Here is a 24,385-nt window from a genome sequence, read left to right as displayed (position 1 = left end):
CGTCACCCCAGCATCCTTGCTGCAATTTGTTGTTGACGCAGCGTGATTCGCGCGCGCCATTCGTCCTCGGAAATTTTATTGTGCTCGAAGTACGGCAGCGTGGCCGGTATGGCGTCGATGTCGACCAGCTCGACGTTGGGGCCGTCGGCTTCGGTGAGCTGACGCGACACCCGCTGCCAGCGGAACTGCAGGATGCCCTTGCTATGACCAAGCGTTTCTACCCAGTTGGTCACGCCCGGGTTCTGGTCGGCGACGACGATGCGCACCTTGCCGTCCGGATCCGCCTGTGCCTGAGTGTTGTTCAGCGACGTCTGGTGGTTGATGTAGTCCAGCGAGATGTACCACAGGCTGCCCAACTGGAAGCCCAGGTACGGCGCGTCGGTAACAGGGATGGTGATCACCAGCGCCTGATCGGGCGAAAGCTCGTAGTGCCCCACCGACGAGTACTGGGTCGCAAGTCCACCGGGCGTCAGCCGGGGCGCGACCATCGTATTGACCGGGATGTTGAAGTAGAACCACTGCGGGAACTGCAGCCAGGTCTTCACCCGGTTCACGAGTTGCTTTCCGGCTGTGGCGTAACGCTTTTGGATGGTTTCGCGGGTGAGTGGCGGCGGCGCGGTGCCCGCGGTGTCCAGCCGGGAGATGGCCAGCGTGCCGCGCTGAGCCGCCCAGTCCCCGTACACCTCGCGGATGACCAGTTGCCCGGGACTCGTCGGCCGCACCCGCCACTCGAAGCTGCCGTCGGGCGCGATCTGCAGTTCCCGATCGTCGAACGCGGCCTGGCTGACCGGGACGTTGTCGTCGGTGTACTCGCCGCCCAGCAGCTGGAAACTCAGGTCGGTGGTGGTTCCGCGCCGGCCGGTGACGACGTAATCGTGATCGGCGTGTACGCGCGTGCCGAAGTAAAGCGTGTCCGGGTTGTCCAGGCCCATCTTGGTGAACGGACCCGTGCCCGACTGCAGGAAGGGATGGTCGCGGTCATAGTCGAACGACAGGTGCATACAGCCGGCGATGCAGCCGGCCAGGTACTGCAACCCTTCGAGCAGGTCGGCTTCGGTCTCGATGTGGGGTGCCGCGGCCACCAGTTTTTCGGCCTCGGCGATGGCCTCGGTGAGGGAATCAGAGAACACGCCTAGACGCTAGAACGTGTTCTACTTTTTCGTCAATGGCGAACATTCCCGCGTGTCGGCCACAGCGTTCAAGGACGACGCGGACTCACTACGGCGGGCACGAGTGGGAAAGGTCGATCAGGTGCTGGCGTACGTCGGGATGCCGATTGAGGTAGTCGATGACGTTGCCGTTACCGCCCTCCGCTTGAGACCTTTGCTGCAATTGCTGGTGGAGGTCCGGGTGCTTCTGCAGGTACGCATCGATGGATGCACCCACGTCCTGATTGCATTGCGCGTTGGCCGTGCCGGCCAAGGGCACCGCGATCACCATGGCGGCGGTAGCGGTCATCAATCCCCCGGCGAGCAGGCCGTACAGCCCACGACGCCGAGCGCCGACTGTGTTGGATGTGCTCATGCCAGCCAGGCTACTCGCGGCTCCTGTGCGTGCCGCGGGACAAGCCGCTGATCAGTGCGCAGCCGCGGCGCCGCTCTCTTGCTCGCGCTTGATCTCGAGCGCGATGTCGATGAGCTGGTCTTCCTGACCACCGATGAGCTTGCGCTGCCCGGCACGGTGCAGCAGCTGGTGCGCCGGCACACCGTAGCGCTCGGACTGGCGGATGGCGTGCTTGAGGAAGCTCGAGTACACCCCGGAATACCCCATGATCAGGGCGTTGCGGTCGAGCAGGCACTCGGCGGGCATGGCAGGGGCCACCACCTCTTCGGCGGCGTCGGCGATGTCGAAGAAGTCGATCCCGGTCTTCACACCGATCTTGTCGAACACCCCGATCAGCGCCTCGACGGGCGCGTTGCCGGCCCCGGCGCCGAACCGGCGGCAGGAGCCGTCGATCTGCTTGGCGCCCGCCCGGACGGCCTCGACGCTGTTGGCCACCCCGAGCCCCAGGTTCTCGTGGCCGTGAAAACCGACCTGGGCGTCGTCGCCAAGCTCGTCGACCAGCGCCGCGACCCGGTCACGCACGCCCTCGAGGACCAACGCTCCGGCCGAATCGACCACATAGACGCACTGGCAGCCCGCGTCGGCCATGATGCGGGCCTGCGCGGCCAGTTTCTCGGGCGAGATGGTGTGGCTCATCATCAAGAACCCGACGGTCTCCAAGCCGAGTTCACGGGCCAGACCGAAGTGCTGGATCGACACGTCGGCCTCGGTGCAGTGCGTGGCGATCCGGCAGATCGAGCCGCCGTTATTCTGGGCCTCTTTGATGTCTTCCTTGGTACCGACGCCGGGCAGCATCAAGAAGGCGATCTTCGCTTCTTTGGCGGTCTCGGCGGCGAGCTTGATCAGCTCCTGTTCGGGAGTCTTGGAGAACCCGTAGTTGAAGCTCGAGCCACCCAGGCCGTCGCCATGAGTGACCTCGATGACGGGCACTCCCGCGGCGTCCAGCGCGGCCACGATGGCGCCGACCTCGTCCTTGGTGAACTGGTGACGCTTGTGGTGGGAGCCGTCGCGCAGCGACGTATCGGTCATCCGGACGTCCCAGACCGGATTGAAGAAAATGTCAGAAGTCATGGCGCCACTCCTCCTCATCGCTACGCTCTGCATCGTCGTCGGCGCGGATGCTCATGATTGCGCTCCTCCGGCCGTCGCGCTCAAGGATTCCTTGGCGATCTCCTCGCCGACCTTCGTGGCCGCGGCGGTCATGATGTCCAGATTTCCAGCGTAAGGCGGCAGATAGTCGCCCGCACCCTCCACTTCGACGAACGTGGTAACCAGCGCCTGGCCACCGGAGTTGATCGACGGGTCGTCGAATTGGGGCTCGTTGAGCAGCCGGTAGCCCGGCACATAGGTCTGCACCTCGGCCACCACGTCGTGAATCGACTTGGCGATCGCGTCTCGGTCGGCGTCCTCCGGGATGGCGCAGAAGATGGTGTCGCGCATGATCATCGGCGGGTCGGCCGGGTTCAGGATGATGATCGCCTTGCCGCGCTTGGCGCCGCCGATGGTCTCTACGCCCTTGCTGGTCGTCTTGGTGAATTCGTCGATGTTGGCGCGGGTGCCGGGACCGGCCGAGACTGAGGCCACCGAGGCCACGATCTCGGCGTAGGGAACCCCACCGACATCGGCGACGGCACGCGACACGGCGTACACGATCGGGATGGTCGCCTGCCCGCCGCAGGTGATCATGTTGACGTTCGGGGCGTCCAGGTGCTGGCGCAGGTTGGCGGGCGGGATCACGGCGGGGCCCACCGCGGCCGGTGTCAGGTCGATGGCACGGATCCCAGCGGCCTCGTACTTGGGGGCGGCGTCGCGGTGCACGTAGGCGCTGGTTGCCTCGAACACCAGGTCGGGCTTCTCCGACTGCGCCAACAGCCAGTCGACGCCTTCGTGGGTCGTCTCCAAACCCAGCTTGCGGGCCCGGGCCAGGCCCTCGCTCTCCGGGTCGATACCCACCATCCAGCGGGGTTCCAGCCAGTCCGATCGCAGCAGCTTGTAGAGCAGGTCAGTGCTGATATTCCCCGACCCGACAATGGCCACAGACGCCTTAGTCGGCATGATGCTCCTCGAGCTTTGAGATTTAAGTTGGATGATTTAATTCGAGCCTATTCGAACGACAGGCGCACCGATCCGAGGCCCGCGAAATCGGCGACGAAGTCGTCGCCGGGGTGCGCGTCGATCGCCCGCGTGCACGACCCGGGCAGCACCACGTCACCCTTGCGCAACCTAACGCCGAAGCCCTCCACTTTGCGGGCCAGCCAGGCCACCGCGGTGACCGGATTACCCAGCACCGCGTCGGTACGCCCTTCGGCGACAACCTCACCATTGCAGCGCAACACGGCGTCGATCCCCTTGACGTCGATGTCGCGCGGGGAAAGGCGCGCCTCACCCAACACGAAGCCCGCCGCCGAGGCGTTGTCGGCGATGGTGTCGCACAATGCGATCTTCCAGTCGGTGATCCGGGTGTCGATCAGCTCGATCGACGGGACCAACGCTTCGGTGGCCGCCAGCACATCGTCCTCGGTGCAGCCGGCGCCCGGCAGGTCCGCGTTCAGGATGAAACCGACTTCGACCTCGACCCGCGGGTACAGGTAGCGGTTCGTCTTGACCGGGATGTCTTCGAAGAGCTGCATCTCGTCGAGCAGATGTCCGTAGTCGGGCTCGTCGACGCCCATCATTTGCTGGATCGCCAACGACGACAGCCCCACCTTGTGGCCCAGCACCCGCGCCCCCTCCGCGACTCTCTGGCGGATGTTGATCAACTGAATTTCATAGGCGTCGACGACGTCGATGTCCGGATAGGCGGCGGTCAGCGGGGCGATCGGTTCACCGCTCCGCTCGGCCTGCGCCAAGTCGGCAGCCAGCTCGTCGCGCGTGGCAACACTGAGCATTTCTCCAAGTCTCCTTGTACGGTCGACCGGGCCAGTAGCGGCCGCCCGGGGCAATTCTATAACGTGTTCTACATGTCAGCGCAGGAGTACGACGTCGTGGTGGTCGGAAGCGGCGGGGCCGGCATGGTGGCCGCCCTTACCGCCGCTCACCGGGGTCTTTCCACCATAGTCATCGAGAAGGCCCCCCACTTCGGCGGCTCCACCGCACGCTCAGGCGGCGGCGTTTGGATCCCAAATAACGAAGTGCTCAAGCGTGACGGGGTGCGCGATACCGCCGAGGCCGCCCGCACCTATCTGCACGGGATCATCGGTGACGTCGTCGAGCCCGAACGCATCGATACTTACCTCGAGCGCGGCCCCGAGATGTTGTCGTTTGTGCTCAAGCACACCCCGCTGAAGATGTGCTGGGTTCCGCGATACTCCGACTACTACCCCGAGGCTCCAGGCGGCCGCGCCGAGGGCCGCTCGATCGAACCGAAACCGTTCAATGCCCGCAAGCTCGGCGCCGACGAGTCCGGCCTGGAGCCGGCGTACGGCAAGGTGCCGCTGAACGTCGTGGTGATGCAACAGGATTACGTGCGGCTGAACCAACTCAAGCGGCACCCGCGCGGTGTGCTCCGTAGCCTGAAGGTCGGGGCACGCACCATGTGGGCCAAGGCGACCGGCAAGAACCTCGTCGGCATGGGCCGGGCGTTGATCGGGCCGTTGCGCATCGGGTTGCAGCGGGCCGGGGTGCCGGTGGTGCTCAACACCGCGCTCACCGACCTGTACGTGGAAGACGGCGCGGTCCGGGGCGTCTACGTGCGCGGTGCTGGCGATGCTGAATCCAATGAGCCCCAACTGATCCGGGCCCGGCGCGGCGTGATCCTGGCGTCGGGTGGCTTCGAGCACAACGAACAGATGCGGGTGAAATACCAGCGCGCACCGATCACCACCGAGTGGACCGTCGGCGCGGCGGCCAACACGGGCGACGGAATTCTGGCGGGCGAAAAACTCGGCGCCGCATTGGACCTCATGGAAGACGCATGGTGGGGCCCTACCGTCCCGCTGGTGGGTGCGCCCTGGTTCGCGTTGTCCGAGCGCAACTCGCCGGGGTCGATCATCGTCAACATGTCGGGCAAGCGGTTCATGAACGAATCGATGCCCTACGTCGAAGCCTGCCATCACATGTATGGCGGCCAGTATGGGCAGGGACCCGGGCCGGGCGAGAACATTCCCGCCTGGCTGGTATTCGACCAGCAGTACCGCGACCGCTACATTTTCGCGGGTTTGCAGCCCGGACAACGTATTCCGCGCAAATGGCTGGAGTCCGGCGTCATCATCCAGGCCGACACGCTGGCGGAGCTGGCCCAGCAGGCCGGCCTTCCGCCGAGCGAACTCACCGCCACGGTGGAACGATTCAACGACTTCGCGCGCTCCGGCGTCGACGAGGACTACCGGCGCGGCGAGAGCGCCTACGACAGGTACTACGGCGACCCGACCAACAAGCCGAACCCCAACCTCGGCGAGATCAGTCACGCACCGTACTACGCGGCCAAGATGGTGCCCGGTGACCTGGGGACCAAAGGCGGCATCCGCACCGACATCCACGGCCGGGCGCTGCGCGACGACGGCAGTATCATCGAAGGCCTCTACGCCGCGGGCAATGTCAGTGCTCCGGTGATGGGCCACACGTACCCCGGCCCGGGTGGCACCATCGGTCCAGCCATGACGTTCGGCTACCTGGCGGCGTTGCACATCGCCGGCGGAGAAAGGTAACCGCGATGCCAATCGACGTAGAAGTCGCGCTGAACGCCGAGCTGGATCCCATCGAATTCTCGTGGGCCAGTAGCGATGTGCAGCTCTACCACCTCGGACTGGGCGCGGGCGCCGATCCGATGGACCCACGCGAGCTGCGCTATCTGATCGACGACTCCCCGCAAGTACTACCGACATTCGGCAACGTGGCCGCCACCTTCCACGCCACAAAGCCGCCGGCGGTCAAGTTCCCCGGCATCGACATCGAGCTGGGCAAGGTGCTGCACGCCAGCGAGCGGGTGGAGGCGCCCGCTCCGCTGCCGCCGTCCGGCTCGGCCAAGGCCGTCACCCGGTTCACGGACATCTGGGACAAAGGCAAGGCCGCGGTGATCTGGAGCGAGACGACGGTGACCGCGCCGGATGGCACGCTGCTGTGGACGCAGCGCCGGTCCATCTTCGCCCGCGGCGAAGGCGGGTTCGGCGGCGAGCGCGGTGCGTCGACGTCCGACGGCGCGCCGGACCGTGCACCCGATCTCGAGGTCGACGTGCCGATTCTGCCGCAGCAGGCGCTGCTCTACCGGCTGTGCGGCGACCGCAATCCGCTGCACTCCGATCCCGAATTCGCTGCTGCCGCAGGTTTTTCCCAGCCCATTCTGCACGGCCTGTGCACATATGGCATGACCTGCAAGGCGATCACCGATGCACTGCTCGACGGTGATGCCGGCGCGGTGGCGGCCTACGGCGCGCGTTTCGCCGGGGTGGCGTTCCCCGGCGAAACGCTCAAGGTCGGCATCTGGAAGGACTCGGCGTCTTCGGAAGGCCGCTTCCTGGCGACCGTTGTTGCGCCGTCGCGCGACAACGCGGTCGTGCTGTCGGGTGTCGAACTGGTGCCCGCCTAGCGGGTTTCCCTTCTGCCGAGTGTGCGCTTAGCCGCACACTCACTCTCGACTGTGCGGCTAGGCGCACACTCGCCGGGCCAACGCCGTCCGAACACGTTCGACGATCTCTACGGGCCGGTCGCCTGCCACCACCCGGATGATGATCCAGCCGAGACGCTCAAGCCTCTCCAGGCGACGGACGTCCCAGGTGTACTGCCGGCGATCCCTGCGGTGCTGTTCGCCGTCGTACTCAACGGCTACCTTGACGTCCTCCCAACCCATGTCCAGATAAGCGATCGCACTGTCGAATTCGTTGAACACCGGAATCTGTGTTTGCGGTCGCGGCAGGCCTGCTTGGATCAAAACGACGCGGAGCCACGACTCTTTCGGGGACTGCGCGCCTGCATCGAACAAGTCGAATGCTTGTCGTGCTCGCGCGATTCCGCGTCGTCCCGCGTACCGGCGGGCGAGCAGCTCGACATCAGCGGCCTTAATTTCCGTCGCCGCCGCCAATGAATCGATGCCTGCCACGGCAGTTTTAATCGGATACCAGCAGCCGAGGTCCAGCGCTGTCCTCGTCGGCGATGTAACTGGCATGCTCGCCAGCACGTCGATCTCGTCCGCTTCGATGCGGTCCCGGTGAGTCTGTATCCCGGGGGGAGTACGCCGATTGTCGTGAAGCAACTCGACTACAGCTAAATCATCGGCCCACTTACTGCCGTGTAAACAAGCCGCGGCGAACCCTGCGACAACGCCTAATCGTCCCGTCCATAGCCACCCCGCCTTCGCTCGAAGCTCGGTACCAACCTGAGTAGCACGTTGCACATAGACGTCGGGAAACAGTCGTCGACATCGCGTATCGAGTTGGGTCTTCGTCAAAGCCCCCGCAGCGATGGCCTCACTGCCGATGAACGGCTCTTGCACCAGAGCAGCGTCCCAGACGCTGCCACCGCCGTCACTTCGGCTGTCCACACGCTACCGAGTGTGCGGCTGGCCGCACACTCGAACGTGAAAGGGCGGCTGGCCGCACACTCGGCGAAAAGGGCTGCCCTGAGCGCAGCCCTAGCCCAGGATCAGGCCCGAGGTCGGCACGCCGGTTCCAGCGGTGACGAGGACGTGCTCGACGTCGGGCACCGGGTTCACCGAGGTGCCCCGCAGTTGGCGCACACCCTCGGCGATGCCGTTCATGCCGTGGATGTAGGCCTCGCCGAGCTGACCACCGTGGGTGTTGATGGGCAGTCGCCCGCCAATCTCGATGGCGCCATCGGCGATGAAGTCCTTCGCCTCGCCCTTGCCGCAGAATCCCAACTCCTCCAGCTGAATCAACGTGAAGGGAGTGAAGTGGTCGTAGAGCACGGCGGTCTGGATGTCGGTCGGCTTGAGGCCGGATTGAGACCAGAGCTGCTGGCCCACCACGCCCATCTCGGGTAGGCCTAGCTCGGGCCGGTAGTAGCTGACCATCGTGTACTGGTCGGGGCTGGAGCCCTGCGCGGCCGCCTCGATGACCGCCGGACGCTGCTTGAGGTCCTTCGCGCGCTCCGTCGAGGTCACCACGATCGCGACCGCCCCATCGGTCTCCTGGCAGCAGTCCAGCAGCCGCAGCGGCTCGGCGATCCACCGCGAATTCTGGTGATCCTCAATGGTTATCGGCTTCTCGTAGAAATACGCCTTCGGATTCTTGGCCGCGTGCTTGCGGTCGGCCACCGAAATCGCACCGAAGTCCCGGCTGGTCGCACCGGACAGATGCATGTAGCGCTGGGCAATCATCGCGACTTGGGCGGCCGGCGTGGACAGCCCGTGCGGGTAAGAGAAGGAGTTATCCGCCGCCGTCGAATCAGCCTGCACGCCGGCGTTTCCCACCAGCCGGGTCTGCACCTGACCGAACCGCATGCCCGAGCGCTCGTTGAATGCCCGGTATGCGACGACGACGTCGGCCACACCGGTGGCCACGGCGATCGCCGCCTGCTGGACGGTCGCGCACGCGGCGCCGCCACCGTATCCGATCTGCGAGAAGAACTTCAGGTCACCGATGCCGACCGCACGCGCGACGGCGGTCTCGTTGTTGGTGTCCATCGTGAACGTCGTCAGGCCGTCCACATCCGACGGCGAGAGCCCGGCGTCGCCCAACGCATCAAGAACCGCCTCGGCGGCCAGACGCAGCTCGCTGCGGCCGGAGTCCTTGGAGAAGTCGGTGGCGCCGATGCCGACGATCGCGGCCTTACCCGACAACATCAGACGCCCCCGATCGTCAGCGTAACGTTCGCGATGACGTGGTCGCCAAGGCTGTTGCGGCCGAACACCTTCACCGTGATCAAACCATCTTTGACGGCGGTCACCTCGCCGGAGAACGTGACGGTGTCATAGGCGTACCACGGCACACCGAGCCGCAGCCCGATCGATTTGATCAGCGCCGTCGGACCCGCCCAGTCGGTGATGTAGCGCTGCACCAGGCCGGTGTCGGTGAGGATGTTGACGAAGATGTCCTTGGACCCCTTGGCCTGAGCCAGGTCCCGGTCGTGGTGCACATCCTGAAAGTCCCTGGTGGCCAAAGCTGTTGAGATGATGAACGTGGGCGAGCCATGCAGCTTGAGTTCGGGCAGGGTGGTGCCCACTTCGACGACGGGTGCGCTCATGCTTGGTCCCCCAAGGGTGTCCAAGCGTACAGACTCCACTCCGGGCCGGAATCACCGGCCGGGAAGTCGATATACGTTGCGCGAACCGGCATTCCGATCTTGATCTCGGCGTGGTCGACGTTGCGTAGCTCGCCGAGCATACGAACGCCCTCTTCCAGTTCGACCAGTGCGATCACGAACGGCAGCGTGCGCCCGGGCACCTTCGGCGCGTGGTGCACCACGAAGCTGAACACCGTGCCCCGACCGCTGGCCACCGCGTAGTCGATGGGCGCGGCCTTGTCCTGCCACACCGCCGGCACCGGCGGGTGTTGCAGGGTGCCGTCGGCGAGACGCTGGATGCGCAACTCGTGCGCTTTGACACCCTCCCAGAAGAAAGCCGTGTCGCGCGACACCGCGGGCCGCATCATGGCCTCGGCGTCCAGGTCATCCGGGACGGATCCGACGACGCCGGAATCCTCTCGGGGCCTGAATTTCAAAATGCGCCAGGCCATCTCGGCGACGACCTCGTCACCGACGCGCCATGTGATGTGCTGGTTGATGAACCAGCCCTCACCGAGCCCGGTCTGCTTGGGACCGACCACGTCGCGCATCTCGGAGGTGACGGTGACCTGCTCGCCCGGACGTAGGTATCGGTGGTAAGTCTGCTCGCAGTTGGTAGCGACCACCCCGATGTACCCGGCCTCGTCGAACAGCTGCATGATCGGGCCCATGGGGTCGTCGGTCGGGCGTTCGCCCGCCAGGCCGAACATCGTCCACACCTGAATCATCGCCGGCGGGGCGACAATTCCGGGGTGACCGGCGGCCTTGGCGGCGGCCTCATCGACGTAGATCGGGTTACGGTCGCCGAGCGCCTCGACCCAGTTGTTGATCGTCGGCTGGTTCACCGGATCCCGGGCGTCCCGCGGCTTTGCGACGACGGTGGCCGTGATTTCTGCGATGGCGTCCTGAATGTCGGTCATCGAGGCACCCTCGGCACCTTGAGACCCGATGCGGCGATCATCTCGCGCATCACCTCGTTCACGCCCCCACCGAAAGTGATGACCAGGTTGCGCTTGGTCTGCGAATCCAGCCAGTTGAGCAGGTCGGCGGTGTCCGCATCGGCGGGGTTGCCGTACCTGCCGACGATCTCTTCGGCGAGTCGTCCGATGTACTGGACGCGCTCCGTGCCAAAGACTTTCGTCGACGCGGCATCGGCCACGTTGATGTCCTCACCCGCGGCCGCTACTTGCCAGTTGAGCAGCTCGTTGATTCGCCACATCGCATGGATCTCACCGAGCGCCCGCTTGACGTCCTGGTGGTCGATCGGCGTGACACCGTCACTGCCCGGTTTAGAGGCCCACGCTTGCACGCGGTCGTAGATGCCTGCGGTGCGGCCGGCAGGGCCCAGCATGACCCGCTCGTTGTTGAGTTGGGTGGTGATCAGCCGCCACCCGCCGTTCTCCTCGCCGACCAACATCTCGGCGGGCACCCGTACGTCGTTGTAGTAGGTGGCGTTGGTGTGGTGGGCACCGTCGGACAGGATGATCGGCGTCCAGGAGTAACCGGGATCCTTCGTGTCGACAATCAGGATCGAAATGCCCTTGTGCTTCACGGCTTCCGGGTCGGTACGGCAGGCCAGCCAGATGTAGTCCGCGTCGTGGGCGCCGGTGGTGAAGATCTTCTGCCCGTTGACGATGTACTCGTCGCCGTGGCGCACGGCAGTCGTGCGCAGGGAGGCGAGATCGGTTCCGGCCTCGGGCTCGGTGTAGCCGATCGCGAAGTGAACCTCGCCGGCGAGGATGGCCGGCAAGAATTTCTTCTTCTGCAGATCGCTGCCGAACTGCTGCAGGGTCGGACCGACCGTCTGCAATGTCACCGCGGGCAGCGGCACGTCGGCCCGGTGCGCTTCGTTGACGAAGATCGACTGCTCGATGGGGCCGAACCCCAACCCGCCGAACTCCTTTGGCCATCCGACGCCGAGCTTGCCGTCCCGGCCCATTCGCCGGATCACCGCGCGGTAGGCCTCGTTGTGCCGGTCGGCCTCCATGGCCTTCATCTCGTCTGACGAGATCAGGTTCGAAAAGTATTCCCGCAGTTCCGCTTGCAGCTGACGCTGCTCCGGAGTCAGGTCTATGAACATTGCGCTCCCACCAGATCGAGGCCTGCGAGGAGGTCAAGGCGTAGCGAAGAACCGCCTAGTAGCCGGGACAGGTCCTTGATCGTGGAGTAGTACCGGTGCATCGGATAGGTGATGTCCATTCCCATCCCGCCGTGCAGGTGATGGCAGATCTGCATGGCCGGCGGCGCCTGCGATGTGATCCAGTAGCCGAGGATATCCAGGTCGTCTTGCACTTGAGGGGCCGATCCACCCCTTTCGAACAGTCCCCAGGCAACCGATTTCGCCACCAAATCGATGGTGCGCGAGGCGATGTAGACCTCGGCGAGCTGGGCGGCCACGGTCTGGAATGTCGACAGAGGCTTGCCGAACTGCTTGCGGTTGGCCACGTAGTCGGCGGTCAGCCGCAGCGCTCCGGCCACCAGCCCGTCGGCGTAGGCGCCGATGGTGGCCAGCGCCAACTGGTTGACTTGGGGAGCCGTCGTGCCCGGCAAAACGTCGTGGTCTGCTACCGCGACGTCGGCGAACGTGACCGTGTATTCCTCGGAGCCGTTGGAGGTCGGGGTTCGAACCACGTCGACACCGTTGGCTTTCGGCGATACGACGACAACCGCGCTGTCGGCCGTGACGATGATCCAATCCGCTTGTCCGGCATAGCCGACGCCGACCTTGGTGCCCGACAGCCGGCCGTTGGCGAAGCTGGTCGAGGGTCGGTCCGGCAGCGCAGCGCCCGGCTCGTTGAGGGCGGCGGTCAGCACGGCGCCCTTGGCGACGCCTGCCAGGAACCGGTCCTGCTGCTCGCCGGAGGCAAAATCAAGCAGTGGCAGCACGCCGAAACCCAGAGTGGCCAGGGCCGGCGTGATCGCGCCGTGGCGGCCGATCTCGGTCAGCACGGTGGCGACCTCGAGCAGACCCACGCCGTCGCCACCAAGGCGTTCGGGCACGGGTAGCGCCGTCACGCCGCCGTCGACCAATGCGTCCCAGCTCAATTCACGCTCGGAAACCGACGTCACCACATCGGCGACGGCCCGTTGCGTCGCAGTGAGATCGAAGTCCATCAGGACGTCACCGCGGCATTGCCGGCGTAGTCGACCTGCCAGTGCTTGATGCCGTTGAGCCAGCCCGAACGTAACCGCTCGGGTTCGCCAGTCGGCTTGAGATTCGGCATGTGATCGGCGACCGCGTTGAAGATCAGGTTGATCGTCATGCGGGCCAGGTTCGCACCGATGCAATAGTGGGCGCCGGTGCCGCCGAACCCGACGTGCGGGTTCGGGTCGCGCAGGATGTTGAAGGTGTGCGGGTCTTCGAAGACCTCTTCGTCGAAGTTGGCCGACCTATACGACATCACCACCCGCTGACCCTTTTTGATCTGCACGCCGCCCAACTCGGTGTCCTCGTTGGCGGTGCGCTGGAAGGCCGAAACCGGAGTGGCCCACCGGATGATCTCGTCCGCGGCGGTCGCCGGGCGTTCCCTCTTGAAGAGCTCCCATTGATCGGGGTTGTCGGCGAAGGCGATCATGCCGTGCGTGATCGAGTTTCGTGTCGTCTCGTTGCCCGCCACGGCCAGCATGACTACGAAGAAACCGAACTCGTCATCGGAGAGCTTCTCGCCGTCGATGTCGGCCTGGATCAGGGTGGTGACGATGTCGTCGGTGGGGTTCTTGCCACGCTCCTCGGCCATGGCCATGGCGTACGTGATCAGTTCCATCGACGACTGCGCGGGATCGACGGTGGCGTACTCGGGGTCGGTGCCACCGGTCATCTCGTTGGACCAGCGGAAGAGCTTGTCGCGGTCCTCCTGGGGAACGCCGAGCAGGCCCGCGATGGCTTGCAGGGGCAGCTCGCACGACACCTGCTCGACGAAGTCACCGCTGCCCTCTTTCGCGGCGGTCTCGGCGATGTTCTGGGCACGTTGGGCCAGTTCGGCTTCCAGCCGTCCGATTGCCCGCGGCGTGAACCCGCGCGAGATGATCTTGCGCAGCCGGGTGTGGTGCGGCGCGTCCATGTTGAGCATGACGCTGCGCTGCAGCTCGACCTGCTCCCGCTTCATCTCCGGCGGCCAGGTCGGGATGGCGCCGTTCATCCAGCTCGAGAAGATGTCGCTGCGCTTCGACACCTCCTTGACGTCAGCGTGCTTGGTGACGATCCAATATCCGTGGTCCTCGAACCCGCCCGCGCCGTTCGGGATGTCAACCCAGTGGATCGGCTCTGCCTTGCGCAGCTGTGCCAGCTCCTCGACGGGCAACCCGGCAAGATTGACGTCGGGGTCAAGGAAGTCGAAGTCGGCGGGAATGTTGGGGGGTGCCATGTAGGGTGCGCTCCTTTTACAACACTAATTGCAACGTGTTCTAGTGCCAGTAAAACATGCCTCCTGCGCAGATAAAAGGCAGGTCGCCATCCTCGCTTGTCAGAGTAATGAAACGTGTTCTAGCCTGACGGGATGGGTAACCCTGTCATCGTTGAAGCCACTCGTAGCCCCATCGGCAAGCGGAACGGATGGTTGTCCGGTCTGCACGCCACCGAGCTGTTGGGTGCGGTCCAGAAGGCGCTGGTCGAAAAGGCCGGAATCGACGCCGGTGACGTCGAACAGGTCATCGGCGGCTGCGTGACACAGTACGGCGAGCAGTCCAACAACATCAGCCGGGTCAGCTGGCTGGTGGCCGGGCTGCCGGAGCACGTCGGCGCCATGACCGTGGATTGCCAATGCGGCAGCGGCCAACAGGCCAACGGCCTGGTCGCCGGTCTGATCGCGGCAGGCGCCATCGACGTCGGCATCGCGTGCGGAATCGAGGCGATGAGCCGTGTCGGGCTCGGCGCGAACGCAGGTCCGGACCGCAGCATCCTGCGTCCCGCGTCGTGGGACATCGACCTGCCTGACCAGTTCACCGCGGCCGAGCGGATCGCCAAGCGGCGCGGCATCACTCGTGAGGAGATCGACGAGTTCGGTTTGGCGTCCCAGACCAGGGCCAAGCAGGCCTGGGAAGAGGGCCGCTTCGATCGTGAGATCTCCCCGATCGAGGCGCCGGCGCTCGACGAGAACAAGCAACCCACGGCCGAGCGCGTCACCATCAGCCGCGACCAGGGCCTGCGCGAGACCACGCTGTCGGGCCTCTCCGCGCTGAAGCCGGTCCTCGAGGGCGGAATCCACACGGCGGGAACCTCGTCGCAGATCTCCGACGGCGCGGCGGCCGTGCTGTGGATGGACGAGGACAAGGCCAAGGCGCTGGGCCTGCGGCCGCGGGCCCGCATCGTCAGCCAGGCACTGGTCGGGGCCGAGCCGTATTACCACCTGGACGGGCCGGTGCAGTCGACGGCCAAGGTGCTGGAGAAGGCCGGGATGAAGATGGGCGACATCGACATCACCGAGATCAACGAGGCGTTCGCCTCGGTAGTGCTGTCCTGGGCACGTGTGCACGATCCGGACATGGCCAAGGTCAACGTCAACGGCGGGGCCATCGCGCTGGGGCACCCGGTCGGCTGCACCGGCAGCCGGCTGATCACCACCGCCCTGCACGAGCTGGAACGCACCGACCAGACCACCGCACTGATCACCATGTGCGCGGGCGGCGCCCTGTCGACCGGCACCATCATCGAACGCATCTAGCGTTCGATCGTTTCGGCCTGTTGGTGAGCGTCTCTGACGACAGCCGCATCGCCGCGGCGCAGTCCTACATCGACGCGTTGGTCAGCCATGACGGTGATGCCGTTCCGTTCGCGGCGCACTGCACCCGCACCGAGCAGGGAATCAAGAACGGTTTCTCCGGAAATCACCTGCGACGCAGCCTTAATCGTGGAATCCAGTATCGGTTGCTCGCGGCCACGACACCGCCGGACTACCGCATCGACGGTGATGAGGTCCACGCGGCGTACCAGGTGCTGACCAAGGCGGCGCTCGGCGGCCGGCAACTCGCCGCACGTATCAACGAGACCTTCATGATCCCCGCCGAAAGTTCAAGCGGGAGAGCCGAAATCCACCACATCGAAGTTCGCTTCCAACCGTACATTCAGCGCTAAGGAACTCTCATGCCCAAGGCCAAGCCACGTTCACTCAATGCCCCCTGGGTAGGCTTCTTCATAAAATGGATGGCCAAGGGCAACACGTGGATCTATAAGCGCAGCAACGGAAAGTTCGGAGGCACCTTCCAGAAGGCTCCGGTAGCTCTGCTCACCACCACGGGCCGCAAGACCGGTGAACCGCGGGTGAGCCCGTTGCTCTACCTGCGCGAGGGAAACCGGGTGGTCCTGGTCGCATCCAGGGGAGGCAGCGACAAACACCCGCTCTGGTACCTCAACCTCAAGGCCAATCCCAAAGTCTCCGTGCAGATCAAGGATGAGGTCCTGCAGCTGCAGGCCCGCGATGCCACCGAGGCGGAACGCGCCGAGTACTGGCCCAAGTTGGACGCCATGTATCCCTCCTTCGACGACTACCGGGCCTGGACAGATCGCGTCATCCCGATCGTGATCTGCGACCCCTGAGTTTTCAACTCGTCCAGGTGGGGGAATCATCTGGGCACCATGTCCGACCGCCGCTGGATTCGCAACTCACGCCCGATTGCCCTGCTGCTCAGATATTTCGCGCGCGCCCATATCTGGGTGTACCGACGAACCGACGGCAAGGTCGGGGCGAAGCTGCTGCGGTTCCCGGCGGCCCTGCTCACCACCACCGGACGCAAGTCCGGCGAGCCGCGAACCACCGCGACGCTCTACCTGCGTGACGGCGAACGGGTGATCCTGCCCGCGACCTTCGGCGGGCGCGACGAACACCCGTTGTGGTATCTCAACCTCAAAAAGAATCCCGAGGTGCGGCTGCAGATCCGAGCCCAGCGTCTGGACTTGGTCGCCCGCGACGCGACCGACGCTGAGCGCGAACGATATTGGCCCCGATTAACGCGAATGTACCCGCCCTATCGCAAGTACCGCGAGGCCGCAGACCGGGTCATCCCGCTGGTGGTGTGCGAACCGCGCTAGGCGCCGTAGACGGGGACCGGCCGGCGCGCCTTGGCAAGCAGATCGGCGACGACGCGCCCCAGCTCCGCGGGATCCCACCGCGCGCCCTTGTCGATCTCGGGGCCGTGCGCCCAGCCCTCGGCGACCCGGATCTTGCCTCCCTCGACCTCGAACACCTTGCCGGTGACGTCGCGAGATTCGGCGCTGCCCAGCCAAACCACCAGCGGTGAAACGTTTTCCGGGGCCATGGCGTCGAAGTCTTGGTCCTGCGTCGCCATCATCTCGGCGAACACCGTCTCGGTCATACGGGTCCGGGCCGAAGGCGCGATGGCGTTGACGGTGACGCCGTAGCGACCCATCTCGGCCGCGGCGACCAGTGTCAGTGCCGCGATGCCGGCCTTGGCGGCGCTGTAGTTACCCTGGCCCACGCTGCCCTGCAGGCCGGCACCCGAACTGGTGTTGATGAGCCGGGCGTCTACGGTTTTGCCCTCTTTGGACAGCCCACGCCAGTACGACGCGGCGTGGCGCATCATGGCGAAGTGCCCCTTCAGATGCACGGCGATCACGGCGTCGAACTCCTCCTCGCTGGTGTTCGCCATCATCCGGTCCCGCACGATGCCGGCGTTGTTCACCAAAACGTCCAGACCGCCGAAGGTCTCGACCGCGGTCTGGATCAGGCTCGCCGCCTGGCCCCAATCCGCGACGTCGGATCCGTCGGCGACGGCTTCGCCACCGGCGGCGGTGATTTCGTCGACCACGCTCTGGGCGGCGCTGCCACCGCCGGCCGGTGAACCGTCCAGGCCCACCCCGATGTCGTTGACCACCACGCGCGCGCCTTCTTCGGCGAAGGCCAGCGCATGCGCGCGACCGATACCGCCGCCCGCTCCGGTGACGATGACGACGCGGCCGTCAACCACTCCCATAGTTTTCTTGTCTCCTCTATTTGACCGCGCTTGCGGTCGTGGTGGACAGATAGTGCGGGGGCTCGCCGCCGCCGTGTACCTCGAGCGAGGCCCCGCTGATGTAGGACGCCAAGTCGGACGCCAAAAACGCTGCGGCCCAACCGATATCTTCGGGCTTCGCCAGCCGGCCGAGAGGCACGTTCTTCGAGATCGCGGCGATGGAGTCGGCGTCGCCGTAGAACAGTTCGGACTGCTCGGTCTCCACCATGCCGACCACACAAGAGTTCACCCGGACCTTCGGGCCCCACTCCACGGCAAGCGTCTGCGTGAGGCTTTCCAGGCCGGCCTTGGCCGCCCCATAGGCGCCAGTGCCCGGGGAGGGCCGGCGGCCGGACAGGCTGCAGATGTTGATGATCGATCCGCCCTGCTGCTGGCTTTGCATGTGAGCATTTGCGTGCTGCGAAACCGACAGCGCGCCAATCAGATTGAGTTCGATGATCTTGCGGTTGAACTTGGCGCTGGACTCCGCGGTCAGCACGTAGGGTGACCCCCCGGCGTTGTTGACGACGATGTCGAGCCGACCGTGCCGCTCGATGATGGTGTCGATCAACCCCTTGACAGCGTCGTCGTCGCGGACGTCGCAGGAGTGGAACTCATACGGCAACCCCTCGACCGACCGCCGCGCACAGGTTACGACGGTGGCGCCCTGCTCGGCGAAAACGGAGCTGACGCCGGAACCGACCCCGCGAACACCGCCGGTGACGAGAACCACCCGCCCGGCCAGCCCCAAGTTGATGGCTTCAAAAGGGGGGCATGCTTCGGCGCGAGTCACTGTGCTAGCGTACCAAGCAAGTGCTTGCTTAGGTAGTTACCCCCACAAGGAAGTGGCACCTTGCCCATCACATCCACCGTCACCGAACCGGGCATCGTCGCGGTCACCGTCGACTTCCCGCCCGTCAACGCCATCCCGTCGCGCGGCTGGTTCGAACTCGCCGATGCCATCACCGCCGCCGGCCAAGATCCCAAGACCCATGTGGTGATCCTGCGCGCCGAGGGCCGGGGCTTCAACGCCGGGGTCGACATCAAGGAGATGCAGCGCACCGAGGGATTCACCGCCCTGATCGACGCCAATCGCGGCTGCTTCGCCGCGTTCCGCGCGGTCTACGAGTGCGCGGTCCCCGTTGTCGCCGCGGTGAACGGATTCTGCGTCGGCGGCGGCATCGGGCTGGTCGGCAACTCCGATGTGATCGTGGCGTCCGACGACGCCACCTTCGGGCTGCCCGAAGTGGAGCGCGGGGCGCTCGGCGCGGCGACGCACCTGTCGCGCCTGGTTCCCCAGCACATGATGCGGCGGCTGTTCTTCACCGCCGCCACCGTGGACGCCGCCACCCTGCACCACTTCGGTTCGGTGCACGAGGTGGTGCCGCGCGACGAGCTCGACGAGGCCGCCCTACGGGTCGCGCGCGACATCGCCGCCAAGGACACCCGTGTCATTCGGGCGGCCAAAGAGGCGCTGAATTTGATCGACGTGCAACGGGTCAACTCGAGTTACCGCATGGAGCAGGGCTTTACGTTCGAACTCAACCTGGCCGGAGTGTCCGACGAGCACCGCGACGCCTTCGCCGGTACGACGAAGGGCGAGAAGGCTTAGCCGCCCACGACGATGCAGAGCGAAGCGATGAGGAGGAGCGGCGAATAGTGGCCGACAAAAGAACCACCCTCGCCGAGGCCGTCGCACAATTGCGTAGCGGCATGACGATCGGTATCGGCGGATGGGGATCGCGGCGCAAGCCGATGGCTTTCGTGCGTGCGTTGCTGCGCACCGACATCACCGACCTGACCGTCGTCACCTACGGCGGGCCGGACCTGGGCCTGCTGTGCTCGGCCGGCAAGGTCAAGCGGGTCTACTACGGATTCGTTTCGCTGGACTCCCCGCCCTTCTACGACCCCTGGTTCGCCAAATCCCGTGCCAGTGGCGCGATCGAGGCGCGGGAGATGGATGAAGGCATGCTGCGCTGCGGACTGCAGGCCGCCGCGCAGCGCCTGCCGTTCCTGCCGATCCGGGCCGGGCTGGGCAGCTCGGTACCGGACTTCTGGGAGGGCGAACTGCAGACGGTGACCAGCCCGTATCCGGCACCCGGCGGCGGGCACGAGACCCTGATCGCAATGCCGGCACTGCGCCTGGACGCCGCATTCGCTCACCTCAATCTCGGTGATGCGCAGGGCAATGCGGCCTACACCGGAATCGACCCGTACTTCGACGATCTGTTCCTGATGGCCGCCGAAGACCGCTTTTTGTCGGTGGAACGCGTCGTGTCCACCCAAGAGCTGGTCAAGGCGGTTCCCCCGCAGGCGCTGCTGGTGAACCGCATGATGGTCGACCACGTGGTTGAGGCACCGGGCGGTGCCCACTTCACCACCGCCGCACCGGATTACGGCCGCGACGAGAAGTTCCAGCGGCACTACGCCGAGGCCGCCTCGACGGACGAGGGTTGGCGGAAGTTCGCGCAAACCTACCTGTCGGGCAGCGAAGAGGACTATCAGGCGGCCGTGCGCGCTTTCAAAGAGGAGGCCTCGTCATGAGCGGCGACGCGATCACGCGACCCGAAATCTGCGCGGTCGCCTGCGCCGAATTGTTCAGGGACGCCGGCGAGATCATGGTCAGCCCGATGACGAACATGGCCTCGGTCGGGGCTCGATTGGCCCGCTTGACCTTCTCGCCGGACATCCTGCTGACCGACGGCGAGGCCCAGCTGCTGGCCGAGACCCCCGCCCTGGGCGTGTCCGCACCCGTCGAGGGCTGGATGCCGTTCGGCCGGGTCTTCGAAACCCTGGCCTGGGGCCGGCGGCACGTGGTGATGGGCGCCAATCAGGTTGACCGCTTTGGCAATCAGAACATCTCGGCTCTGGGTCCGTTGCGGCAGCCCAAACGCCAGATGTTCGGTGTCCGCGGCGCGCCCGGCAATGCCATCAACCACGCGACCAGCTACTGGGTGGGCAACCATTCCAAGCGGGTGTTCTGCGAAAAGGTCGACATCGTCTGCGGGGTAGGCTGGGACAACGTCGACCCCGACAACCCGGCGTTCCGCTTCGCCAACACGTATCGGGTGGTGTCCAACCTCGGCGTGTTCGACTTCGGCGGGCCCGGGCACACCATGCGGGCGGTGTCCCTGCATCCCGGCGTCACTGCCGGCGAGGTCGCCGAGAACACCTCGTTCGAGGTCCACGGCCTGGACGGCGCCGCGGAAACCAGACTCCCGACCGACGACGAGCTGCGCCTGATCCGCGAGGTCATCGACCCGAAGGCGCTGCGCGACAGAGAGATCCGTTGATGAAGCTGCGCACGCCGCTGACCGAGCTGGTCGGTGTCGAGCACCCGGTGGTTCAAACCGGCATGGGCTGGGTGGCCGGCGCTCGGCTGGTGTCGGCCACCGCCAACGCCGGTGGACTGGGCATCCTGGCCTCGGCCACCATGACGCTGGACGAACTGGCGACGGCCATCGGCAAGGTCAAGTCCGCCACCGACAAACCGTTCGGTGTGAACATCCGCGCCGATGCCGCCGACGCCGGCGACCGCGTCGACCTGATGATCCGCGAAGGCGTCAAGGTGGCGTCCTTCGCCCTGGCCCCTAAGCAGGAACTCATCGCCCAGCTGAAAGATGCTGGTGCAGTGGTGATTCCGTCGATCGGCGCGGCCAAGCACGCCCGCAAGGTGGTCGGCTGGGGCGCCGACGCGATGATTGTGCAGGGCGGCGAGGGCGGTGGCCACACCGGCCCCGTCGCCACGACCTTGCTTTTGCCCTCGGTCCTGGATGCCGTGCAGGGCAGCGGGATTCCGGTGATCGCCGCCGGTGGTTTCTTCGATGGTCGCGGCCTTGCGGCCGCATTGAGTTACGGTGCCGCCGGCGTGGCGATGGGCACTCGCTTCCTGCTCACCTCGGATTCGACCGTGCCCGATGCGGTGAAACGCCGCTACCTCGAGTCGGCGTTGGACGGCACGGTCGTCACGACCCGTGTGGACGGCATGCCGCACCGGGTGCTGCGCACCGGCCTGGTCGAGAAGCTGGAAGGCGGTTCGCCGGTGCGTGGCCTCACCGCGGCCGTGCGCAATGCCGCCAAGTTCAAGCACATGTCGCAGATGACCTGGCGGTCGATGATCAGCGACGGCCTGGCGATGCGCCGCGGCAAAGAACTGACGTGGTCGCAGGTGGTCATGGCGGCCAACACGCCAATGCTGTTGAAGGCCGGCTTGGTTGACGGCAACACCGAGGCCGGCGTGCTGGCTTCCGGACAGGTAGCCGGCATTCTCGAGGACCTGCCGTCGTGCGCCGAGCTGATCGAGACCGTCGTGCGCGACGCGGTCAAGCACCTGCAGGCGGCATCCGGACTGATCGAGGGGGCGTAGCCGCCGGATCGCGTCGGCGGCCAATCTTCGGCGACCTCAGCGCCGCGGAAACCTGTCGTGGTCAGAGCGGTGACCAACCAGCGGCAACGCCCTGATCAGCCGACAGTCAATCAACCGCGGCGGATTCCGTGTGATTGGTGGTCAAGTGCGATTTGGCGCGCCACTAATTTGCGAAGACAGGAGCCCGGGGAATGTCGATCGTTATGCAGCCCGACGACCCCATCGCCACACCCGTCAGCACTGCGGCCGCTGCAATAGCTTTCAGTATCTTCTTGGTGCTCTTCGTCCTCATCGGTCACACCTTTCTGATGGTGAACTGACGGCGGCAGGCTAACTGTCGCCGGCTAACCGATGCTATCGCCGTCTTTTGACACGTGTGGAATATTGCGTAAAACGGCTGGAGATCTTTGTTGCCGACTCGAAATGCCCATTAATGAGTGCCGTTACTCTTCAGTTTTCATTCCTCAGCACTGTGTTATTCGAACGCTGGTTTGTGCGAGGACTTGAGAGGCGTTGGCGTAGGTTATCGACGGAATGGTGCGCAGGGAGTCGGCGGCTTGCTCATCACACCGGTCGCTGAGCGCGGCAACCAGTAGATCATCCTTGCTGGCTGGAAATCGGACACCTTCGAGGCACCTGCGAAGCTGGCGCTCGGTAGTCGATTCGGTTATCGCTTCGGGTTTTTCTTCTGTTGGTAAAACCATCGCTGTAGGGGTTCCTTCCGTGTTCGGGGGCCGGATGCCCGGTGCAATGCCGACTAAACGACGAGTGCTGTGTTGGTCGCGTCACTGCAAGGGGTGGTCCGCGCTGTGTTTCACCTGCCGTATTCGCCGTCGCTTTCTCCGCGCCGCCGGGGATCCTCGCGCGGTCGTGGGACTCTCTGCTTTATGGGCGGATGGTAAAGTCTATAGCTAAATTTGCAGATATTTAAGCTATACTCTTCAAATGCGTGGGATGAAGCAACATTCTTCACCCCGGGCGACCCTGATTGGTGACGTCGTCGGTTCCCGGCACGCCGCCGACCGCTCGGAGTTGCACCGGGTCGTGGCGCGCGCCCTGCGGCAGGTCGCAGACGATGCGATCGACCCGCCGGCATTCACCGTCGGCGACGAATTTCAGGGCAGCTACCCGACCGTCGGCACCGCAATCGATGCCGCCCTGACGCTGCGACTGGCCGTCGGGCCCGAAGTCGATGTCCGGTTCGGCGTCGGCTGGGGCGCGATCACCATCCTCGATGCCGATACGGGCATCCAGGACGGACCGGGCTGGTGGTCCGCCCGGAGTGCCATTCAGCAGACCGCGGACGCTCAGCGGCAGCCCGGCTTCGCGCTGGTACGCACCACGTTCCGGGCGGACGGCGACACACGCGGCGACGCCGGCGCGGTCAACGCGGCCCTGCTTTGTCGGGACCATCTGCTTGGATCGCTCGATGAGAGATCGTTGCGGATTGTGAGGGGGTTGATGACCGGCCGGACCAAAAAGGAGCTCGCCGCGGACGAGGGGATCAGCCCGTCGGCGGTTTCCCAGCGCGCCAGCCGCGACGGCTTGGATCTGATTGTCCTTGCCAGCCGATACCTTCGGAGCCTGCCGTGAGCGCCATCGCGGTCTTGTTCATCGCGTTCGGCGTCGCCGATCTCTGCCGGCGAGCGACCCGCGCGGTCTGGCCGGCGCTGTTGATCGGGCCGGTCGTGGTACTGGCGTGCGCGGCGCTGGGCGCGTTGTGGCATGCGGGCGACATCGCTTTACTCGTGCTGGCGGCCGTCGCGGTCATTGCGTGGGAATGGCTATGTGCGCTAAGCGAACGCACTGGCACCGCGCAAGGCGCGCCCTTGGCCGTTTTCGGCTCCGCCATTGGGCTGCTGGCGGTGATGTCGGGGTGGTCGTCACCGGCCGATGGCGCCGTGGCGCGGTGGTCGGCCTGGGTTCACCTGCCTCTGAGCCACGTCGCGCCCACCCGCCTGCTGATGCTCGTCGGCGTGGTCCTGGTTCAATTCGCCACCGCAAATCAATTGGTGCGCTTGGTGCTTGGCTCGGTGGGCGCGGTGCGGCCGGCCGGTGAGCCGCAGCCGTCGGACCGGCTCAAGGGCGGCAGACTGCTGGGACCGATGGAGCGCCTGCTAATCCTGAGCCTCGGCGTCGGGGGGCAGGTGGCCGCCGCCAGCGCCGTCGTCGCCGCCAAGGGCATCATCAGGTTTCCGGAGTTGAACGCTCAAACGAACCGCAACGGCGGCGTCGGTATCGACGAGGTGACCGAGTACTTCCTCGTCGGCAGCTTCACCAGTTGGTTGCTCGCCCTGGGCGGCATCGGTCTGGTTGCGGCTATCCGCTGAGCGGCCG

28 protein-coding genes are annotated in these 24,385 nt (G+C 65.5%); 13 read left to right on the top strand and 15 right to left on the bottom strand.

Annotated features, from left to right (window positions below; genetic code table 11):
* Positions 1-2: 2 nt before the first annotated feature.
* From AC5Y4F_RS20850 to AC5Y4F_RS20830, 5 genes are all read right to left on the bottom strand, one after another.
* Positions 3-1,130: a hypothetical protein gene (locus AC5Y4F_RS20850; protein WP_067934028.1), complete on the bottom strand. Its 1,128-nt coding sequence runs from the start codon at positions 1,128-1,130 to the stop codon at positions 3-5.
* Positions 1,131-1,218: 88 nt separating this feature from the next.
* The gene (locus tag AC5Y4F_RS20845; protein WP_067934030.1) at positions 1,219-1,524 is read right to left on the bottom strand and encodes a hypothetical protein; all 306 of its coding nucleotides are present in this window, start codon (positions 1,522-1,524) and stop codon (positions 1,219-1,221) included.
* 51 nt (positions 1,525-1,575) lie between these two features.
* Complete coding sequence (gene dmpG / locus AC5Y4F_RS20840; protein ID WP_499998261.1) at positions 1,576-2,634, bottom strand: 4-hydroxy-2-oxovalerate aldolase; 1,059 nt, start codon at positions 2,632-2,634, stop codon at positions 1,576-1,578.
* Positions 2,635-2,685: 51 nt separating this feature from the next.
* Positions 2,686-3,618, bottom strand: coding sequence for an acetaldehyde dehydrogenase (acetylating) (locus AC5Y4F_RS20835; RefSeq protein WP_067934034.1), 933 nt, complete (start codon positions 3,616-3,618; stop codon positions 2,686-2,688).
* 47 nt (positions 3,619-3,665) lie between these two features.
* Positions 3,666-4,451 (bottom strand): 2-keto-4-pentenoate hydratase, encoded by a 786-nt coding sequence (locus tag AC5Y4F_RS20830; RefSeq protein WP_067934035.1) that lies wholly within the window; start codon positions 4,449-4,451, stop codon positions 3,666-3,668.
* Positions 4,452-4,523: 72 nt separating this feature from the next.
* Between AC5Y4F_RS20830 and kstD the strand changes: the two genes are divergently transcribed.
* Both kstD and chsH3 read left to right on the top strand, forming a co-directional pair.
* Positions 4,524-6,209 (top strand): 3-oxosteroid 1-dehydrogenase, encoded by a 1,686-nt coding sequence (gene kstD, locus AC5Y4F_RS20825; RefSeq protein ID WP_067934139.1) that lies wholly within the window; start codon positions 4,524-4,526, stop codon positions 6,207-6,209.
* Between the two features lie 5 nt (positions 6,210-6,214).
* A complete protein-coding gene (chsH3, locus tag AC5Y4F_RS20820) occupies positions 6,215-7,087 on the top strand; it encodes an enoyl-CoA hydratase ChsH3 (RefSeq protein WP_499998256.1) in 873 nt (290 codons plus the stop codon).
* A gap of 57 nt (positions 7,088-7,144) precedes the next feature.
* Here chsH3 and AC5Y4F_RS20815 read toward each other — a convergent pair whose 3' ends face one another.
* From AC5Y4F_RS20815 to AC5Y4F_RS20785, 7 genes are all read right to left on the bottom strand, one after another.
* Positions 7,145-7,990, bottom strand: a complete 846-nt coding sequence (locus AC5Y4F_RS20815) for an endonuclease domain-containing protein (protein ID WP_067934141.1) — start codon at positions 7,988-7,990, stop codon at positions 7,145-7,147.
* Between the two features lie 138 nt (positions 7,991-8,128).
* On the bottom strand, positions 8,129-9,298 hold the full coding sequence (gene ltp2, locus AC5Y4F_RS20810; RefSeq protein WP_067934039.1) for a 17-hydroxy-3-oxo-4-pregnene-20-carboxyl-CoA lyase: 1,170 nt from the start codon (positions 9,296-9,298) through the stop codon (positions 8,129-8,131).
* Positions 9,298-9,699, bottom strand: coding sequence for a MaoC family dehydratase (locus tag AC5Y4F_RS20805; RefSeq protein WP_067934040.1), 402 nt, complete (start codon positions 9,697-9,699; stop codon positions 9,298-9,300). Before AC5Y4F_RS20805 ends, ltp2 begins: the two co-directional genes overlap by 1 nt.
* Positions 9,696-10,658 carry a bifunctional MaoC family dehydratase N-terminal/OB-fold nucleic acid binding domain-containing protein gene (locus AC5Y4F_RS20800; protein WP_067934042.1) on the bottom strand — a complete coding sequence of 321 codons (963 nt, stop codon included), beginning with the start codon at positions 10,656-10,658 and terminating at the stop codon, positions 9,696-9,698. Before AC5Y4F_RS20800 ends, AC5Y4F_RS20805 begins: the two co-directional genes overlap by 4 nt.
* Positions 10,655-11,818, bottom strand: a complete 1,164-nt coding sequence (gene fadE29, locus AC5Y4F_RS20795) for an acyl-CoA dehydrogenase FadE29 (RefSeq protein WP_499998249.1) — start codon at positions 11,816-11,818, stop codon at positions 10,655-10,657. Before fadE29 ends, AC5Y4F_RS20800 begins: the two co-directional genes overlap by 4 nt.
* A complete protein-coding gene (locus tag AC5Y4F_RS20790; protein WP_499998247.1) occupies positions 11,809-12,852 on the bottom strand; it encodes an acyl-CoA dehydrogenase family protein in 1,044 nt (347 codons plus the stop codon). Before AC5Y4F_RS20790 ends, fadE29 begins: the two co-directional genes overlap by 10 nt.
* Positions 12,852-14,102 (bottom strand): cytochrome P450, encoded by a 1,251-nt coding sequence (locus AC5Y4F_RS20785; protein WP_499998245.1) that lies wholly within the window; start codon positions 14,100-14,102, stop codon positions 12,852-12,854. Before AC5Y4F_RS20785 ends, AC5Y4F_RS20790 begins: the two co-directional genes overlap by 1 nt.
* Before the next feature lie 132 nt (positions 14,103-14,234).
* Between AC5Y4F_RS20785 and AC5Y4F_RS20780 the strand changes: the two genes are divergently transcribed.
* The 4 genes from AC5Y4F_RS20780 to AC5Y4F_RS20765 are packed head-to-tail and all read left to right on the top strand — an operon-like array spanning position 14,235 to position 16,762.
* The gene (locus AC5Y4F_RS20780) at positions 14,235-15,398 is read left to right on the top strand and encodes a steroid 3-ketoacyl-CoA thiolase (protein ID WP_067934049.1); all 1,164 of its coding nucleotides are present in this window, start codon (positions 14,235-14,237) and stop codon (positions 15,396-15,398) included.
* Between the two features lie 20 nt (positions 15,399-15,418).
* The gene (locus tag AC5Y4F_RS20775) at positions 15,419-15,808 is read left to right on the top strand and encodes a DUF8021 domain-containing protein (RefSeq protein ID WP_499998243.1); all 390 of its coding nucleotides are present in this window, start codon (positions 15,419-15,421) and stop codon (positions 15,806-15,808) included.
* A gap of 9 nt (positions 15,809-15,817) precedes the next feature.
* Complete coding sequence (locus AC5Y4F_RS20770; RefSeq protein WP_067934053.1) at positions 15,818-16,270, top strand: nitroreductase family deazaflavin-dependent oxidoreductase; 453 nt, start codon at positions 15,818-15,820, stop codon at positions 16,268-16,270.
* A 39-nt stretch (positions 16,271-16,309) separates the two neighbouring features.
* Positions 16,310-16,762, top strand: coding sequence for a nitroreductase family deazaflavin-dependent oxidoreductase (locus tag AC5Y4F_RS20765; RefSeq protein ID WP_499998241.1), 453 nt, complete (start codon positions 16,310-16,312; stop codon positions 16,760-16,762).
* On the opposite strand, the gene AC5Y4F_RS20760 is transcribed toward AC5Y4F_RS20765, so the two are convergent.
* Both AC5Y4F_RS20760 and AC5Y4F_RS20755 read right to left on the bottom strand, forming a co-directional pair.
* Positions 16,759-17,664, bottom strand: coding sequence for an SDR family oxidoreductase (locus AC5Y4F_RS20760; protein WP_499998239.1), 906 nt, complete (start codon positions 17,662-17,664; stop codon positions 16,759-16,761). The genes AC5Y4F_RS20765 and AC5Y4F_RS20760 overlap by 4 nt on opposite strands.
* A gap of 16 nt (positions 17,665-17,680) precedes the next feature.
* Positions 17,681-18,439, bottom strand: a complete 759-nt coding sequence (locus tag AC5Y4F_RS20755) for an SDR family oxidoreductase (RefSeq protein ID WP_499998339.1) — start codon at positions 18,437-18,439, stop codon at positions 17,681-17,683.
* Positions 18,440-18,535: 96 nt separating this feature from the next.
* Between AC5Y4F_RS20755 and echA20 the strand changes: the two genes are divergently transcribed.
* The 5 genes from echA20 (at position 18,536) to AC5Y4F_RS20730 (ending at position 22,368) form a co-directional block, all read left to right on the top strand.
* Entirely contained in the window at positions 18,536-19,294 is a 759-nt protein-coding gene (gene echA20, locus AC5Y4F_RS20750) for a (7aS)-7a-methyl-1,5-dioxo-2,3,5,6,7,7a-hexahydro-1H-indene-carboxyl-CoA hydrolase (RefSeq protein WP_067934058.1), read from the top strand.
* Between the two features lie 47 nt (positions 19,295-19,341).
* On the top strand, positions 19,342-20,226 hold the full coding sequence (gene ipdA / locus AC5Y4F_RS20745) for a cholesterol ring-cleaving hydrolase subunit IpdA (protein WP_067934060.1): 885 nt from the start codon (positions 19,342-19,344) through the stop codon (positions 20,224-20,226).
* Positions 20,223-20,975 (top strand): cholesterol ring-cleaving hydrolase subunit IpdB, encoded by a 753-nt coding sequence (gene ipdB / locus AC5Y4F_RS20740; protein WP_499998235.1) that lies wholly within the window; start codon positions 20,223-20,225, stop codon positions 20,973-20,975. The genes ipdA and ipdB overlap by 4 nt, the downstream gene beginning before the upstream one ends.
* Positions 20,975-22,048, top strand: coding sequence for a (3aS,4S,5R,7aS)-5-hydroxy-7a-methyl-1-oxo-octahydro-1H-indene-4-carboxyl-CoA dehydrogenase (gene ipdC, locus AC5Y4F_RS20735; protein ID WP_067934064.1), 1,074 nt, complete (start codon positions 20,975-20,977; stop codon positions 22,046-22,048). Before ipdB ends, ipdC begins: the two co-directional genes overlap by 1 nt.
* A gap of 191 nt (positions 22,049-22,239) precedes the next feature.
* The gene (locus AC5Y4F_RS20730) at positions 22,240-22,368 is read left to right on the top strand and encodes a hypothetical protein (protein WP_255405009.1); all 129 of its coding nucleotides are present in this window, start codon (positions 22,240-22,242) and stop codon (positions 22,366-22,368) included.
* A gap of 144 nt (positions 22,369-22,512) precedes the next feature.
* Here AC5Y4F_RS20730 and AC5Y4F_RS20725 read toward each other — a convergent pair whose 3' ends face one another.
* A complete protein-coding gene (locus AC5Y4F_RS20725) occupies positions 22,513-22,752 on the bottom strand; it encodes a DUF2795 domain-containing protein (RefSeq protein ID WP_082947591.1) in 240 nt (79 codons plus the stop codon).
* 250 nt (positions 22,753-23,002) lie between these two features.
* Here AC5Y4F_RS20725 and AC5Y4F_RS20720 point away from each other — a divergent pair, with 250 nt between their 5' ends.
* Positions 23,003-23,641: a SatD family protein gene (locus AC5Y4F_RS20720; protein WP_067934066.1), complete on the top strand. Its 639-nt coding sequence runs from the start codon at positions 23,003-23,005 to the stop codon at positions 23,639-23,641.
* Positions 23,638-24,378 (top strand): hypothetical protein, encoded by a 741-nt coding sequence (locus AC5Y4F_RS20715; protein WP_499998231.1) that lies wholly within the window; start codon positions 23,638-23,640, stop codon positions 24,376-24,378. Before AC5Y4F_RS20720 ends, AC5Y4F_RS20715 begins: the two co-directional genes overlap by 4 nt.
* The last annotated feature ends 7 nt before the right edge of the window (positions 24,379-24,385 follow it).

This window comes from Mycobacterium sp. NGS56 (genome assembly GCF_059812425.1).
Note: the sequence above shows the minus strand (reverse complement) of the source record. Positions and strands in the feature narration are given on the sequence as shown.

What these genes read in the sequence shown, in the direction of transcription:
- AC5Y4F_RS20845 (WP_067934030.1), bottom strand. Translation starts at nt 1,524, where the DNA reads ATGAGCACATCCAACACAGTCGGCGCTCGGCGTCGTGGGCTGTACGGC.
- dmpG (WP_499998261.1), bottom strand. Translation starts at nt 2,634, where the DNA reads ATGACTTCTGACATTTTCTTCAATCCGGTCTGGGACGTCCGGATGACC.
- AC5Y4F_RS20835 (WP_067934034.1), bottom strand. Translation starts at nt 3,618, where the DNA reads ATGCCGACTAAGGCGTCTGTGGCCATTGTCGGGTCGGGGAATATCAGC.
- AC5Y4F_RS20830 (WP_067934035.1), bottom strand. Translation starts at nt 4,451, where the DNA reads ATGCTCAGTGTTGCCACGCGCGACGAGCTGGCTGCCGACTTGGCGCAG.
- kstD (WP_067934139.1), top strand. Translation starts at nt 4,524, where the DNA reads ATGTCAGCGCAGGAGTACGACGTCGTGGTGGTCGGAAGCGGCGGGGCC.
- chsH3 (WP_499998256.1), top strand. Translation starts at nt 6,215, where the DNA reads ATGCCAATCGACGTAGAAGTCGCGCTGAACGCCGAGCTGGATCCCATC.
- ltp2 (WP_067934039.1), bottom strand. Translation starts at nt 9,298, where the DNA reads ATGTTGTCGGGTAAGGCCGCGATCGTCGGCATCGGCGCCACCGACTTC.
- AC5Y4F_RS20805 (WP_067934040.1), bottom strand. Translation starts at nt 9,699, where the DNA reads ATGAGCGCACCCGTCGTCGAAGTGGGCACCACCCTGCCCGAACTCAAG.
- AC5Y4F_RS20800 (WP_067934042.1), bottom strand. Translation starts at nt 10,658, where the DNA reads ATGACCGACATTCAGGACGCCATCGCAGAAATCACGGCCACCGTCGTC.
- fadE29 (WP_499998249.1), bottom strand. Translation starts at nt 11,818, where the DNA reads ATGTTCATAGACCTGACTCCGGAGCAGCGTCAGCTGCAAGCGGAACTG.
- AC5Y4F_RS20790 (WP_499998247.1), bottom strand. Translation starts at nt 12,852, where the DNA reads ATGGACTTCGATCTCACTGCGACGCAACGGGCCGTCGCCGATGTGGTG.
- AC5Y4F_RS20785 (WP_499998245.1), bottom strand. Translation starts at nt 14,102, where the DNA reads ATGGCACCCCCCAACATTCCCGCCGACTTCGACTTCCTTGACCCCGAC.
- AC5Y4F_RS20780 (WP_067934049.1), top strand. Translation starts at nt 14,235, where the DNA reads ATGGGTAACCCTGTCATCGTTGAAGCCACTCGTAGCCCCATCGGCAAG.
- AC5Y4F_RS20770 (WP_067934053.1), top strand. Translation starts at nt 15,818, where the DNA reads ATGCCCAAGGCCAAGCCACGTTCACTCAATGCCCCCTGGGTAGGCTTC.
- AC5Y4F_RS20765 (WP_499998241.1), top strand. Translation starts at nt 16,310, where the DNA reads ATGTCCGACCGCCGCTGGATTCGCAACTCACGCCCGATTGCCCTGCTG.
- AC5Y4F_RS20760 (WP_499998239.1), bottom strand. Translation starts at nt 17,664, where the DNA reads ATGGGAGTGGTTGACGGCCGCGTCGTCATCGTCACCGGAGCGGGCGGC.
- ipdB (WP_499998235.1), top strand. Translation starts at nt 20,223, where the DNA reads ATGAGCGGCGACGCGATCACGCGACCCGAAATCTGCGCGGTCGCCTGC.
- ipdC (WP_067934064.1), top strand. Translation starts at nt 20,975, where the DNA reads ATGAAGCTGCGCACGCCGCTGACCGAGCTGGTCGGTGTCGAGCACCCG.
- AC5Y4F_RS20730 (WP_255405009.1), top strand. Translation starts at nt 22,240, where the DNA reads ATGTCGATCGTTATGCAGCCCGACGACCCCATCGCCACACCCGTCAGC.
- AC5Y4F_RS20725 (WP_082947591.1), bottom strand. Translation starts at nt 22,752, where the DNA reads ATGGTTTTACCAACAGAAGAAAAACCCGAAGCGATAACCGAATCGACT.
- AC5Y4F_RS20720 (WP_067934066.1), top strand. Translation starts at nt 23,003, where the DNA reads ATGAAGCAACATTCTTCACCCCGGGCGACCCTGATTGGTGACGTCGTC.